Here is a 14942-nt window from a genome sequence, read left to right as displayed (position 1 = left end):
GGGATTATTTGCCCATGCCAGTACGCATCATCTTCACGTCGTGATTCAGTTGCTGGATGAACAGGTTGTACCTCAGCTGATTCTCCGCGAGCAGCGACATCTCTTTGTCGATGTCGACGTTGTTGCGGCTGTTGTTGATCGCCGAAGTCTCATCCGTCAACACCTGCGCGCCGGGGATCGGTCCGGATGCGCCGATCGGGATATGCCGGGCATCCGTGCGGAAGCCTGACAACTGCGCGGCAGTACCGTTGTTCATCTCCTGCGTCAGCAGTTCCTCGAACGCGACGTCTGACCGCTTGTAATTGGGGGTGTCGACATTCGCGATATTGTTCGCGAACACCCGCTGTCGCATCGAAGCGGCATCTAGCGCGCCCTGCAATTTCTGGAACGATGCTCCGCTTAACAAATCCATCCGCTGCCAACCTCTCTCTACCAGGAAGATTCTGTTACTTAATTCAACGCATGAAGCCATTTTCCTGCTTATTTCGACATTTCCTCGCACAAGTCCCAATCAAATGCCGTCGATTGGTGGCAGATTAGAAAATTCTAAGGATATCATCTCTGACTGCGCAAAAAGTGACAATAAGAAAAAAGCCCTAATCTTGTGAACAAGATCAGAGCTTCGGTACCGATTTTGGCCGGAATGCCTTAACTTTTGCGGGATGCGAGCTCCGGCAAAAGCTTGGCGTTGATGATGCGAATATAGGTGCCTTTCATGCCGAGCGAGCGGGTCTCGATGACGCCGGCGCTCTCCAGCTTGCGCAGCGCGTTCACGATGACGGAGCGTGTAATTCCGGCCCGGTCGGCGATTTTGGAAGCGACGAGAAGGCCTTCCTTGCCTTCCAATTCCTCGAAAATGTGATCGACGGCTTCCAGCTCGCTGAACGAGAGCGAACCGACCGCAATCGAGACGACGGCTCTATTCCGAGCTTCCAATTCTCGTTCCTCGGCCCGTTCCCTGAGAATCTCCATACCTATAATCGTAGAACCATATTCCGCCAAAATTAAATCTTCGTCCCTAAACGAATGTCCTTCGCGGGCTAGGACTACAGTCCCAAGTCGGTCGCTGCCGCCGATGATCGGAACGATCGTGACGACCTGGCCGGCGAACGCGGCCTCGACGGGCGCGAGCGTCTCATCGGGGGCGACGTTCGCGGCCGTCTCCAGAATGCGCAAGAAGCGGTCGTTCGTCTCCTGCGGGAACCGAAGTTCGTCCATCTGCTCTTGCCGCAGCCACATCTCGGGGAACTGGTCGGGCAGCGCGGCGCCGAGGATCTTCCCCCGCCTGCTGACGACGAACACGCCGCCCGTCAGCGTCTCCCGCAAGCCTTCGGCCATCTCGCGGAAGTTCAGCGGCTTGCCCGCCGCCTTCTGCAGCAGCGCGTTCAGCGTGCGGGTTTTCTCCAACAAAGTCATGATTACATATCCTCCTGCCTAACGATCGACAACCTGGCTTTATAAGATATATTGACTCAAATCGCGGTTACTTGCAATGGTGGACAGCTTCTCGCGGACATATTCCGGCGTGATCGAGAGCTGTTCGAGCTGCAGCTCGGGCGCTTCGAACGACAGATCCTCCAGCAGTTTCTCCAACAGCGTATGGAGGCGGCGCGCCCCGATGTTCTCCGTGTTCCGGTTCACGTCCTGGGCCAAGCCCGCCAGCTCCGCGATCGCTTCGGCCGTGAAGGTCACTTCGATCCCTTCGGTCTGGAGCAGGGCGGCGTACTGCTTCGTCAGAGCATTCTCGGGCTCCGTCAGGATGCGCACGAAATCTTCGTCCGTCAGGCTGCTCAGCTCCACGCGGATCGGGAACCTGCCCTGAAGCTCGGGAATGAGGTCCGAGGGCTTCGCAATGTGGAAAGCGCCGGCGGCGATGAACAGGATATAGTCGGTCTTCACGGGACCGTACTTGGTGACGACTGTAGACCCCTCTACGATCGGCAGGATGTCCCTCTGCACGCCCTCGCGGGACACGTCGGGCCCTTGCCCCCGTCCGGCGCTCGCGATCTTGTCGATCTCGTCGAGGAAGATAATGCCGGACTGCTCGGCGCGGCGAACCGATTCGGAGATGACGTCGTCCATGTCGATCAGCTTGTTGGCTTCTTCCTGGATGAGCACTTTGCGCGCTTCCTTGACGGTCAGCTTGCGCTTCTTCCGTTTCTTCGGCATGAATTGGCTGAACATCTCCTGCATGTTCTGGCCCATCTGCTCCTGTCCGGGCACGGAAAACATGTCGAGCATGGACGGCGACGCGTCCTCGACTTCGATCTCCACCTGCTCGGACTCGAGCGCGCCGGCTTCGAGCTTCGCCTTGACGTCGCCGCGCTTGCCCTGAAGCGTCGGATCGACCGGCTCCGGTTCCTCCTGCGCTTGATTCTGGCCTCCGCCGAACAGCATCTCGAGCGGGTTGCGCTGCGATTTCGGCTTCGTCGGCGACGGCACCAGGAGCGCCGCCAGGCGTTCGTTCGCCGCCACCTCGGCCTTGTCCTTCACCTTCTCGGTCCGCTCTTCCTTCACCATGCGGATCGACGTCTCCACCAGGTCGCGCACCATCGACTCCACGTCGCGGCCGACATAGCCGACTTCCGTGAACTTGGTCGCCTCCAGCTTAATGAACGGCGCGTGAACGAGCTTCGCGAGACGCCGGGCGATCTCCGTCTTGCCGACGCCGGTCGGCCCGATCATCAGAATGTTCTTCGGCACGATCTCGTCGCGCACCGCTTCGGGCAGCCTGCTGCGGCGGTACCGGTTGCGCAGCGCCACGGCGACCGACCGCTTGGCGGACTTCTGTCCCACGATATACTTATCCAGCTCCGCGACGATCTGGCGGGGCGTCAACTGTTCGTTCATCGTTCTCCCTCCGCTCCCTGGTTTAGATCTCTTCGACGATCAGATTGTCGTTGGTGAACACGCAGATCTCCGAGGCGATCTGCAGGGCGTTCCGGGCGATCTCCTTCGCTTCCAGCTGCGGCGCGTGGCGCTTGAGCGCCCGGGCCGCCGACAGCGCGAAGCTGCCGCCGGAGCCGATGGCGAGGATGCCGTCGTCCGGCTCGATCACCTCGCCGTTGCCGGAGAGCAGCAGCATGCCCGTCGCGTCGACGACGAGCATCATCGCCTCCAGCCGGCGCAGCACCCGGTCGGACCGCCAATCCTTGGCGAGTTCGACCGCGGCGCGCTGCAGGTTGCCGTGGTGCTCCTCCAGCTTGCCCTCGAACTTCTCGAACAGCGTGATCGCATCCGCGACCGAGCCGGCGAATCCGGCCAGCACTTGCCCCCGGTAGAGGCGGCGCACTTTTTTCGCCGTATGCTTCATGACCATGCTGTTGCCGAACGTCACTTGCCCGTCTCCCGCGATCGCGCCTTTGCCGTTGTGGCGAACGGCGCAGATCGTCGTGGCGTGAAAGGTTGCGTTTCCGTCCATCATTCTGTTCTCTCCTCCTTCAGCGTACCGGTGGCCGGCCGCGTCTATCCGCGGAAAGCGCCGAAGCAGCGGCCGCTACGTACCGCGCTGCCGCTGCTTCAGATGCTATCTGACGTAATTTTGAATTTCGTTCGCTTGGAATGCTTCGATCGCTTCCAGCGCGCGCGCCGCGATCGCGTCGTTCTTGTCCCGCTTGCTCTTCATGCGCTTCTCGAGCGGCGGGAACAGTCCGAAGTTCGCGTTCATCGGCTGGAAATGGCGGAAGTCCGCCGTCGTGATATAGTGCGCCATGCTGCCCAGCGTCGTCTGCGGCGGCGGTACGACCGGGGCGAGCCCGCGAGCCAGCCGGCCTGCGTTCATCCCCGCGATCAGGCCGGACGCGGCCGACTCGACGTAACCCTCGACGCCGGTCATCTGTCCGGCAAAGAACAGCGACTCGCGGCCGCGGAACTGATAGGTCGGATGCAGCAGCTTCGGCGAGTTGATGAAGGTATTGCGGTGCATGACGCCGTAACGGACGAATTCGGCGTTCTCGAGGCCCGGGATGAGCGAGAGCACCCGCTTCTGCTCGCCCCACTTCAGATGCGTCTGGAAGCCGACCAGATTGAACAGCGTGCCCGCCGCGTTGTCTTGGCGCAGCTGCACGACCGCGTAAGGCAGCTTGCCGGTACGCGGATCGACGAGGCCCACGGGCTTCATCGGACCGAACAGGACGGTCTGCTTGCCCCGCTTCGCCATGACTTCGATCGGCATGCAGCCTTCGAAGTACATCTCCTTCTCGAAGTCCTTGATCTCGGCCGTCTCGGCGGTCGTGAGCGCCCCGTAGAACGCTTCGAACTCTTCCTCCGACATCGGACAGTTCAAGTAGGCGGCCTCGCCCTTGTCGTAGCGGGAAGCGAGGAACACCTTCTCCATGTCGATCGATTCCTTCTCGACGATCGGCGCGGCCGCGTCGTAGAAGTAGAAGTATTCTTCGCCGAACAGCTCTTGGATCTGCTTGGACAGGTCCGGAGACGTCAGCGGACCGGTGGCGACGACGACGATGCCGTCGGCCGGCAGGGCCGACAGCTCCTCGTTGACGACCGTCACGAGCGGATGGTTGCGCAGCCGGCTCGTCACTTCGCCGGAGAAGCCTTCGCGGTCGACCGCGAGCGCGCCTCCCGCAGGTACCGCGTGCTGGTCGGCCGCCGACAGGATCAGCGAGTCGAGCAGCCTCATCTCGGCTTTGAGCACGCCGACGGCATTGGTCAGGCCGTTCGCGCGCAGGCTGTTGCTGCAGACCAACTCGGCGAATCGGTCGGTATGATGGGCGGGCGTCCGGCGCACCGGACGCATCTCGTACAAGCGGACGGGGACCCCCTGGGAGGCGATCTGCCAGGCGGCTTCGCTGCCCGCCAGTCCGGCTCCGATTACGGTCACGGTAGGGTAAGTAGTCAAGATTCGTTTCCTCCTGCAAGGCCGTTCGAAGCGGCCGCTTCGTGGCGACTCGGACGAATGGCGCGGCCAGGATGGACGTCCTGCCGCCCCATCGTCCGAATGTTCTGAGTTGTGTGCGCAATATGCCGCCCCAATGCATGCAGCGGCCGTTGAAAAGGCGGGAGCCGCCGGCCTAAGGACGGCGACCGCTCCGCGAAAACCGGGTCTGCGCTCGCGCGCTTAATCTTCTTCGAAAGCCTCTTCCGGATCGGCGGCTTCCTCGCTGTGGCTGCACTTGGTGCATTGCCAGGTGACACCCGTGCGGCTCCGCTTCTCGACCATCAGCCCGCCGCATTCGGGGCAAGGCTTGGCAACGGGTTTGTCCCAAGAGACGAAGTCGCATTCGGGATACTGGTCACACCCGTAGAACACCCGGCCTTTCTTGCTTCTCCGCTCTACGACGTGGCCTTTGCCGCACTTCGGGCAAGTAACGCCCGTCGCCTTAACGATCGGCTTCGTGTTGCGGCATTCGGGGAACCCGGAGCACGCGAGGAACTTCCCGAACCGGCCCATCTTGTAGACCAACGGTCTCCCGCACTTGTCGCAGATCTCGTCGGACGGTTCGTCCTTGATCTCGATTTCCTTCATCTCGTCTTCCGCGACTTCCAGCCGCTTCTCGAACGATTTGTAGAATTCGCCGATGACGTCGACCCAGTTCTCCTTGCCTTCTTCCACGTGGTCGAGGTCGCCTTCCATGTGGGCGGTGAACTCCGCGTTCAGAATCTCGGGGAAAAATTCCTCCATCAGCTGGATGACGAGTTCCCCAAGTTCCGTCGGGAAGAACTTCTTCTCCTCGATCGCGACGTAATTCCGCTTCTGGATCGTCTCCAGCGTCGGCGCGTACGTGCTCGGGCGTCCGATGCCGAGCTCCTCCAGCGTCCGCACGAGACGGGCTTCCGTGTAGCGCGGAGGCGGCTGGGTAAAGTGCTGCTTCGGATCGATCGAGGACGTCTCCACGACGTCTCCCGTCTTCATGGCCGGCAGCAGGCGGTCCTCCTCGGTGGTGCCGTCGTCGTTGCCTTCGACGTACACCTTCATGAAGCCGGGGAACTTCAGCTTCGAGCCGTTCGCGCGGAAGCCGACCGGGCCGCTCTGCAGGTCGATCGTCATCGTGTCGAGCACGGCGGATTCCATCTGGCTGGCGACGAAGCGTTCCCAGACGAGCTTATACAAGCGCAGTTGATCCCGCGAGAGCGAGGATTTGACCTCGTCCGGGGTTCGCAGGACGGACGTCGGCCGGATCGCTTCGTGCGCGTCTTGGGCGTTCGCGTTCTTCTTCAGATATACGCGCGGCGTCTCCGGATAGAAGCTGTCGCCGTATTTCTGCGTGATGAACTCGCGCGCTTCCTCTTGGGCGACGGGCGAGATCCGGGTCGAGTCCGTACGCATATACGTGATGAGACCGACGGTGCCCTCGGCGCCGAGATCGACGCCTTCATAGAGCTGCTGGGCGATCTGCATCGTCTTCGAGGCGCGGAAGTTGAGCTTGCGCGCGGCCTCCTGCTGCAGGGAGCTCGTGATGAACGGAGGCGACGGATGACGCTGGCGCTCCTTTTCCTTCACTTCGCCGACCTGGAACGGCCGGTCTCCGATGAGCCGAAGCACTTCATTCACTTCGGACTCGCTCGCCAGTTCGCTTTTCTCGCCGTTCAAGGCATGGAACTTGGCTTCGAACGACGCTTTGCCGATCTGCAGATGCGCGGTGATGCTCCAATATTCTTCGGGTACGAACGCTTTGATCTCGTTCTCCCGATCGATGACGAGCTTGACGGCCACCGACTGCACGCGGCCCGCGCTAAGCCCCTTCTTTACTTTTTTCCAGAGGAGCGGACTGATCTTGTAGCCGACCAGCCGGTCGAGCACCCGCCGCGCCTGTTGGGCGTTGACGAGGTCCATGTTGATCGGGCGAGGCGCCTTGAAGGCGTCCTTCACCGCTTGTTTGGTAATCTCGTTGAACACGACGCGGCACGCGTCCTTCTCGTTCAGCTCCAGGTAGTGCGCCAGATGCCAGGCGATCGCTTCGCCCTCCCGATCCGGGTCAGCCGCGAGATAGACTTTCTTGACCCGCTTGCTGGCATCCTTCAATTCCTTCAGAACGTTGCCCTTGCCGCGTATCGTGATGTACTTCGGTTGAAAATCGTTCTGCACTTCGACGCCGATCTGACTCTTCGGCAAATCGCGAATGTGCCCCATGGACGCTTTGACGATGAACTTGCTGCCTAGGTACTTGCCGATCGTCTTGGCCTTGGCCGGGGACTCTACGATGACGAGTGAATCCGCCACGTCCATACCTCCTCTCCTACGGTCGACGAGCCCTTGACGCCGCCGATCCGCGAAGAATCGGCCGGTCAGAGGGCGTTATATACGGAACCGGGTTGCTGGTGAATTTTACGCTTTATTTGTAAAGATAGCAGAACCGCGTGTAAAAGTCCAAACGTCAGTCCCGCTTCGGCCGACAACTCGTCCACGGAACGGGGTCCGTCCCGCAGGATTCGGTAGACGCGCGCCTCCTCGGGCGTGAGTTCCCGGTCGGAATCCGCACGCTCGGCCGCGGTCTCGCCGCCGTTCAGATAAGCCGGATATTCGCTTAGTATATCGCTCGCGTCCAGCACGGGCTTGGCGCTGTTCTGGCGCAGCCGCAGCAGCGGCCCCCGGCTGCGCGGCGAGGTGACGGGACCGGGGACGACGAACACGTCGCGATCGTAGGAACCGGCCAAGTCGGCCGTGATGAGCGCGCCGCTCCGTTCGGCGGCTTCCACGACGACGACGCCCAGCGCGAGGCCGGCGATGATGCGGTTGCGGAGCGGGAACAAGCCGGGGTGGAGCGGGATGTCCGGCGGCGTCTCGGACACGATGAGGCCGGCCTCGGCGATCTGCCGGTACAGCGTCCGGTTCTCGGGCGGGTAAGGCGTGTCCGCGGGCGAGCCGAGCACGGCGACGGTGCTGCCGGGCCCCTGGAGCGCGCCGAGATGCGCGGCGGCGTCGATGCCCTTGGCCAGGCCGCTGACGACGGTCAGGCCGGCTCTGGCGCAGTCGGAGGCGAGGTCTTCGGCGACGCGGCGGCCGTAGGCGGTGGCGAGGCGGGTGCCGACGATCGCCACCGAGGGCCGGGCCGCGAGCTCGAGGCGGCCGTAGTAATAGAGCACCCACGGCGCATCCGCAATGTGCCGCAGGCGGGCCGGGTAAGCGGCATCTAGCGCCGTTACGTACGACAGGCCCGTCCGCGCCCAGCGCCGCCTTCTCGCCTCCATGCGCGCTTCGCCCAGGTTCTCGACCGCCGCCGCCGCTTGCTTGGCCGTCAGCCCAAGCTCCCGCCAATCCCCCTCGCGCCGCGTTCGGGCGCCGTCGAGCGCCGATATGGCGAGCAGGCGGTCGATCGTGATCCGGCCGATGCCCGGCGTCTCGTGCAAGGCGACCAGCGTTTCGCGTATTTCTTCTATTGGAATCATCGGCGTCTTCCCCTTATCTATGGGTTTAGGCAAGTAAAAACGGCTTTGCCTTCTTCTCGGAAGTGGGCAACGCGTTTTTATCGTCGGTCATACAGAGATGGGTAGATGTGCAACTTATACGTTCCGTATGACCAAACAAAAAGCAGCCCTCCACACTCCCCCTCGGGGGAGCGCGGAAGGCTGCCTGCCTATCCGTTCCGATCCTTATGCGTTACGAATCCATCGCTAGCGATGGATTTAGCTCTTGCACTTCTCGAGCAGGCCGCGCTCTTCGAGCACGCTGACCAGCGTCGCGCCCATGTCGGACGGCGTCGGAGCGACGCGGATGCCGCACTCCTCGAGCTTGGCGATCTTCTCGGCCGCCGTGCCTTTGCCGCCCGAGATGATGGCGCCGGCATGGCCCATGCGCTTGCCCGCAGGCGCCGTCGCGCCGCCGATGAAGCCGACGACCGGCTTCGTCATGTTCGCCTTCACCCATTCGGCCGCTTCCTCTTCGGCGGTGCCGCCGATCTCCCCGATCATGATGACCGCGTACGTATCCGGGTCTTCATTGAACAGGTTCAGAATGTCGATGAACTCGGAGCCCTTCACGGGGTCGCCGCCGATGCCGACCGCGGACGATTGGCCGATGTCGCGGGTCGTCAGCTGGTGAACCGCTTCGTACGTCAGCGTACCCGAACGGGAGACGACGCCGACGTGGCCCTTCTTGTGGATGTAGCCCGGCATGATGCCGATCTTGATCTCGTCCGGCGTGATGACGCCCGGGCAGTTCGGCCCGATCAGGCGCGTCTTCTTGCCTTCCATGTAGCGCTTGACTTTGATCATGTCGATGACCGGAATGCCTTCGGTGATGCAGATGACGAGGTCGAGCTCGGCGTCCACCGCTTCCATGATGGAGTCGGCCGCGAACGGCGGCGCGACGTAGATGACCGAAGCCGTCGCGCCCGTAGCCGCTACCGCTTCGTTTACCGTGTTGAAGATCGGCAGCGTGACCTTCGTGCCGTTCTCCAGATCGAAATCGATCGTTTGGCCGCCTTTGCCCGGCGTTACGCCGCCGACCATTTGCGTGCCGTATTCAAGGGCCCCTTTGGCATGGAACGACCCCGTCGCTCCCGTGATGCCTTGGGTGATCACCTTCGTGTTTTTATCGATCAAAATGCTCATGACTTCACGCTCCCCGGTTCTCCCTAGTTATTTCACCAGCGCGACGATCTTTTGCGCGCCGTCGGACATGGAATCCGCGGCCACGATGTTCAGCCCGGAATTGTTCAAGATCTCTTTGCCCAGCTTCACGTTCGTGCCTTCGAGGCGAACGACGAGCGGCTTGTCCAGCCCCAGCTCGCGCGCGGCCGCCACGACGCCTTCGGCGATGATATCGCACTTCATGATGCCGCCGAAGATGTTGACGAAGATGCCCTTCACGTTCGCGTCGGACAAGATGATTTTGAAGGCTTCCGTAACTTTTTCTTTGGTTGCGCCGCCGCCAACGTCGAGGAAGTTGGCCGGTTCGCCGCCGAAGTACTTGATGATGTCCATCGTCGCCATCGCGAGGCCGGCGCCGTTGACCATGCAGCCGATATTGCCGTCGAGGGCGATGTAGGAGAGATCGAACTTGGAGGCTTGAATCTCCTTTTCGTCCTCTTCGTCGAGGTCGCGAAGCTCCAGGATATCCTTGTGGCGGAACAGCGCGTTGGAGTCGAAGTTAAGCTTCGCGTCCAGCGCCATGACGTCGCCGCCGCCCGTCACGACGAGCGGATTGATCTCGGCGATGGAGCAGTCTTTGTCGACGAAAGCTTGGTACAGGGACAGCATGAACTTGGCCGCCTTGTTCACCAGCTCGTTCGGGATGTTGATCGCATATGCCAGACGACGCGCTTGGAACGTCTGCAGACCGACAGCCGGATCCACGACTTCCTTGATGATCTTCTCCGGGGAATGCGCGGCGACTTCTTCGATCTCCGTGCCGCCTTCTTCCGAAGCCATCAGGACGACGCGACCGGTCGCGCGGTCGACGACTACGCCGACGTAGTATTCTTTCTTGATGTCGCAGCCTTCTTCGATGAGGAGGCGTTTTACTTCTTTGCCTTCCGGGCCGGTCTGGTGCGTGACCAGCACCTTGCCGAGAATTTGCGAAGCGTACTCGCGCACTTGATCGAGTCCTTTCGCCACTTTGACGCCGCCGGCTTTGCCGCGACCGCCCGCATGGATCTGCGCTTTGACGACCGTTACCGGCGATCCGAGCTCTTCGGCGGCCTTGACCGCTTCGTCGACCGTGAACGCGACTTTGCCGCGAGGAACGGCTACGCCGTACTGTCTCAAGACTTCCTTGCCTTGATACTCATGAATATTCATGGCCAAGCATCCTCCCGTTTAACACGCATCTGAGAACCTATGGGTACCGCAATGAGTACCGAAACCTTACCTATTGTAACACTTTTTGTCCCAGGCTTCCTCTGTTTTTCATCAATTTTTTAGATTCGTTTGGCAATGGTTTCATCTCATTACGAGATGGGATTGGCTGGGCTAACGTCCATAGAATAACCCTTTTTGGCTCATTCATGCCGACTTGGCGCAGACGGCCCTCTCCGGCGGCAAATGCTATATGACATGCGCAAAGATGAGGGTGAGAGGAAACCGGATTTCACGCGCAGGCCTTCTTCATGTCCACACTATAAAAGGATGCAGCCGCTCGCATTCGTTGCGTTCACCCTACCGCCGCCTTGTCCAGGCAGCGGTACTGAATCGCTTCCGCGACATGCTCGGCCGCGATCCGCTCCTCGTCCGACAAGTCCGCAATCGTGCGGGACAGCTTCAAGATGCGGTCGTGCGCGCGGAAGCTTAGGCCCAAAAGGCCGTAAACGCCGCTCAGCAGCGCCTCGGCTTCCGGCGTCAATGCCGCGTGCTCCGCGAGAAGCCGGCCGTACAGCTCGCTGTTCCAGCGGATGCCGGATCTCCTGTAGCGAAACTGCTGCCGGTCGTACGCGATGCGGAGCACCTCCCGCGCTTGCGAGGACGTGATCCCCTCGCGATCGCGGACGCGGGCCGTCTGCCGCGGCATCTCCACCTGAAGGTCGATTCGGTCGGCGAGCGGTCCCGACATGCGCGAACGGTAGCGGGCGATGGCGGCCGGCGAGCAGAGGCAGGGCCGCTCCGTCGTCTCCGAGCCCCAATAGCCGCATGGGCAGGGATTCATCGACGCCGCCAGCATGAAGTACGCGGGGAACCGCGTTACGCCGCGCGCCCTTCCGATCGTCACGTGCCGGTCTTCCAAAGGCTGGCGCAGCGACTCGAGCGCGGCGCGCGAGAACTCCGGCAGCTCGTCGAGAAACAGCACGCCATGGTGCGCCAGCGTCACCTCTCCCGGCTTCGGCACGGGGCCCCCTCCGATCAGTCCTGCATTGGACACGGTATGGTGAGGCGCGCGAAACGGACGCCGGCGGATCAATCCCGTCCGGTCCCCGCCCAGCTTGCCGCTGACGCTGTAGATCTTGGTCACCTCCAGCGCCTCCTCGTCTCCGAGCGGCGGCAGCAGGGAAGGAAGACGCCTGCACAGCATCGTCTTGCCCGTGCCAGGCGGCCCTACGAACATCAAGTTATGCATGCCGGCGGCGGCTATGATCAACGCCCGCTTGCCTTGCGTCTGACCGACGACATCGGCCAGATCCAATTCGCCGGATATTTGCCCGCTCACGTCTTCCCCGTGGCCGACGATGGAAGGGGCTGACAGCGGCGTTGCGTCTCCGTCCTCCCTCTGATTCCGCACCCACTGCGCCAGCGAGGAGAGGCCGACGACTTCGATCCCCTCGATGAGTTTAGCCTCGGATATGCACGCCTTCGGCACGAAGACGCGCGGCAGGCCCGCCGCCCGCGCCCGTTCCACCATGGCGAGCACGCCAGGCACCGCCTTGACCTCTCCGCTTAGCGACAGCTCTCCGATGAGCAGCGCGTCCTCTACGCGATCGGCGGCCATCTGTCCGCTTGCGCACAGGATGCCGGCCGCGATGGCCAGATCGAACGCGCTCCCTTCCTTTCGCACGTCCGCGGGCGCGAGATTGACCGTGATGCGGTCCAGCGGAAACTTCATCCCTCCGTTCTGAATAGCCGATCGCACCCGGTCGACCGATTCCCGGACCGCCGGATCGGGCAAGCCGACGACGATCACTTGCGGCAGGCCGGAGGCTATGTCGACCTCCACCTCGATCAGCCGTCCTTCCACGCCGACGACGCTGGCGCTGAGCGCTTTGACATACATAACAAAAAACACCTCTCCCCGAAACGTGTCGTCGTTCCCGGAGCAAGGTGCTTCCTTACCGTCCGTTCTATCGATTTGAGAATCAGTCTACTCGGAAGCTGGACCGTTGTCAATAAAGTTATACGGGGCATCTCTTTGCAGACTGGCGATTCCTTGTAGTCATTTGTTATTCAACCGAGCCGTATAGTCTGTAAGTATTTTAGTTTTGGATACGTCGGTTGGAGCGCGAACAATGTCATTCAACATACGCTGTATTTCTTCAGAGTCGTTAACGATTTGTAAGAGATCTCCGGATTGATCTTGCAATGCATTCAGCAAGCTAAACAAAGAAATATCCAATTCCATATTTCGCTTCTTATAAGAAGTATGTTCATATAAAGCAATAGAAGCGGATAAATCGGAAATGCATGCGAAGTAGGTTTTCTCTTTGTTCAGAGGATCAGAAATACCTCCAAAATTAAAGTGGGATTGGGCTTCACTTAAATAAAGAATGAACTTGTTATCGATATTCGTTTGAATCCGCTAGCGCAGGTGCGAAAATATCCTTCACGGAGGCGTGACTGCTCGCTAACGCTTCCCTCCCGCTCACCTATCCCACGCGTTAAAACGCCCCCTGCAAATGCCGAAGCTCCGCTACTTGATCGCGCGCGTCGAACGTCACGGCGACGACGTCGAAGCGAACCTTGACTCGATCTTGACGCGTCTGATGCAAATAGACCTGCGCCGTGCTGCGGACTTGCGCGCACTTGCGCGGCGTAACGGCTTCTACGGCCGTGCCGTAGTGCGCGCTGCCCCGACGGGAGCCCACTTCGGCGAAGACGAGCGTCTCGCCGTCCTGCGCGACGAGGTCGAGTTCGCCCGACTTGCACCGCCAATTGCGCGCCACGATACGGTAACCGAGTCCGGCCAGATGGTCCGCGGCGGCAGACTCGGCAGCGATGCCCCGTGCGCGACGGCCGTCCGTCCGACCTTCACCGGCTGAAGTCATTCATGGTCCGCTCCCTTCAGGCTTGCATGGCGCCCGTCCAGCCGACCTTCACCGGCTAGCTCCATTCGTGGTCCGCTCCCTTCAAAACTACACGGCTGCCGTCCGTCTGACCATCGACTGCTAGAGCCATTCGTTGTCCGCCCCCTTTAAGCCGGCGCGCCGATCGGACCGATAGACGAAGCTGAGCACCTCGGCGACGAGCCGGTACAGCTCGGGCGGAATCTCCTGCTGCAGGTCCAGCTTGGACAACACTTCGACGAGCGAAGCGTCTTCCTGCACCGGGACGCCGTTGTCTTGCGCCCGCCGCAGAATCTCGTCGGCGATGACGCCCTGGCCTTTGGCCACGACGATCGGGGCGGCGCTCTGCTCGGGACTGTACTTCAGCGCGACCGCTTTGCGCGGCAGCGCGCGCGGCTGTTCGCCGTTCGGCGAATGCGAGGAAGCGCTCATATGCGGAAGTCCACCCCCCGATACGGCTTCGCCGCGTACGCCGACGCGCCGGATCGTTCCTGCAGCGCTTGCTGGGCGGCCGCTTCAATCGTCCCTCCGGCCGCGCCGTTCTCCGCAGGCTTGGGATACGGCGATGCCGTCAGCGACAGCAGCCGGTATCCGGCCTCCAACATGCCGGCCGCCGCTTCGTCGCGCGCGGCCTCGACCAGTTCGGCTACCCAGGGCCGGTCGTTCAGCAGCCGCAGCGACACGGCTTTGTCGACGACCTGCACGTCGACGAGCGTATCGCCGAGATGCCGCATCTTCAGATCGAATAGGAGGCGGCAGTTGTCCGCGTCCCATTCGCCCTTCCGGCCGCGCCGCGTCTCCACGTGCACGGTCGCGGTCGTCTCCCCGTCCCGGCCCTGGAGCGGGATGAACAGCGTCATATGGCTCATCATGGCCGTGTTCTGCCGCTCGGCGGTCAGCAGCAGCTGCTGGCCCGTGATCTGCTGCGCCAACCCCTGCGCCGCCTCCTTCAAAGCCGGCGGCGCGTCGTCCATCGCGGCGAGCGCCAGCAGCGCGCTCTTCAGCGTCTCGCCCGCGGGCGAAGACGCGCCGTCCTGCGCTGCGGCCGAGGACGCTTGGCCGAGCGCCGATTCGGTCGCCCAGGCGCCGCTCGCTCCCCCAAGCGCATGGCGCTCATGGCCCGTTCCCAGCCATTGCAGGAACCGCTCGATCCACGCGCCGTCCTTCCGCTCCGCCGCGCCGGCGGCCGTCGCCTTGCCCGCCGGCGCCGCGGGATCGCCTTCCGGACGCGCAAGCGGCACGCCCGGCGCATCGGCCGCTGACGCCGCCGGTTTGCCTGCCGTGCCCGCTGCCGCCTTCTCCGACGCCGCGGGCGGCGCGCCGGCATTGTCAGCCGCC

12 protein-coding genes and 1 pseudogene are annotated in these 14942 nt (G+C 62.1%); all 13 read right to left on the bottom strand.

Annotated elements, in window-relative coordinates; genetic code table 11:
- Positions 1-4: 4 nt before the first annotated feature.
- The gene (flgB, locus tag H7C19_RS28295) at positions 5-412 is read right to left on the bottom strand and encodes a flagellar basal body rod protein FlgB (protein WP_185672451.1); all 408 of its coding nucleotides are present in this window, start codon (positions 410-412) and stop codon (positions 5-7) included.
- Between the two features lie 236 nt (positions 413-648).
- Positions 649-1416, bottom strand: a complete 768-nt coding sequence (gene codY / locus H7C19_RS28290; RefSeq protein WP_185672450.1) for a GTP-sensing pleiotropic transcriptional regulator CodY — start codon at positions 1414-1416, stop codon at positions 649-651.
- 39 nt (positions 1417-1455) lie between these two features.
- Positions 1456-2850, bottom strand: coding sequence for an ATP-dependent protease ATPase subunit HslU (gene hslU / locus H7C19_RS28285; RefSeq protein ID WP_185672449.1), 1395 nt, complete (start codon positions 2848-2850; stop codon positions 1456-1458).
- Between the two features lie 22 nt (positions 2851-2872).
- Complete coding sequence (gene hslV, locus H7C19_RS28280) at positions 2873-3421, bottom strand: ATP-dependent protease subunit HslV (RefSeq protein WP_185672477.1); 549 nt, start codon at positions 3419-3421, stop codon at positions 2873-2875.
- A gap of 105 nt (positions 3422-3526) precedes the next feature.
- On the bottom strand, positions 3527-4858 hold the full coding sequence (gene trmFO, locus H7C19_RS28275) for an FADH(2)-oxidizing methylenetetrahydrofolate--tRNA-(uracil(54)-C(5))-methyltransferase TrmFO (RefSeq protein WP_185672448.1): 1332 nt from the start codon (positions 4856-4858) through the stop codon (positions 3527-3529).
- Positions 4859-5077: 219 nt separating this feature from the next.
- Entirely contained in the window at positions 5078-7180 is a 2103-nt protein-coding gene (gene topA, locus H7C19_RS28270) for a type I DNA topoisomerase (RefSeq protein ID WP_185672447.1), read from the bottom strand.
- 65 nt (positions 7181-7245) lie between these two features.
- Positions 7246-8346 (bottom strand): DNA-processing protein DprA, encoded by a 1101-nt coding sequence (dprA, locus tag H7C19_RS28265; protein ID WP_185672446.1) that lies wholly within the window; start codon positions 8344-8346, stop codon positions 7246-7248.
- A 237-nt stretch (positions 8347-8583) separates the two neighbouring features.
- Positions 8584-9510, bottom strand: a complete 927-nt coding sequence (gene sucD / locus H7C19_RS28260) for a succinate--CoA ligase subunit alpha (RefSeq protein WP_185672445.1) — start codon at positions 9508-9510, stop codon at positions 8584-8586.
- Between the two features lie 27 nt (positions 9511-9537).
- Positions 9538-10698 carry an ADP-forming succinate--CoA ligase subunit beta gene (gene sucC, locus H7C19_RS28255; RefSeq protein ID WP_185672444.1) on the bottom strand — a complete coding sequence of 387 codons (1161 nt, stop codon included), beginning with the start codon at positions 10696-10698 and terminating at the stop codon, positions 9538-9540.
- Between the two features lie 352 nt (positions 10699-11050).
- Positions 11051-12598: a YifB family Mg chelatase-like AAA ATPase gene (locus tag H7C19_RS28250; protein ID WP_185672443.1), complete on the bottom strand. Its 1548-nt coding sequence runs from the start codon at positions 12596-12598 to the stop codon at positions 11051-11053.
- 601 nt (positions 12599-13199) lie between these two features.
- Positions 13200-13586 (bottom strand): YraN family protein, encoded by a 387-nt coding sequence (locus tag H7C19_RS28245; protein WP_185672442.1) that lies wholly within the window; start codon positions 13584-13586, stop codon positions 13200-13202.
- A gap of 120 nt (positions 13587-13706) precedes the next feature.
- Positions 13707-14036 (bottom strand): EscU/YscU/HrcU family type III secretion system export apparatus switch protein, encoded by a 330-nt coding sequence (locus H7C19_RS28240; RefSeq protein WP_185672441.1) that lies wholly within the window; start codon positions 14034-14036, stop codon positions 13707-13709.
- Positions 14033-14942 (bottom strand): annotated as a pseudogene (locus tag H7C19_RS28235) (hypothetical protein); the annotation flags it as partial. The pseudogene H7C19_RS28235 and the gene H7C19_RS28240, both read right to left, overlap by 4 nt.

Origin of the sequence: Cohnella nanjingensis, from assembly GCF_014212125.1 — a bacterium.
GTDB lineage: Bacteria > Bacillota > Bacilli > Paenibacillales > Paenibacillaceae > Cohnella > Cohnella nanjingensis.
Note: the sequence above shows the minus strand (reverse complement) of the source record. Positions and strands in the feature narration are given on the sequence as shown.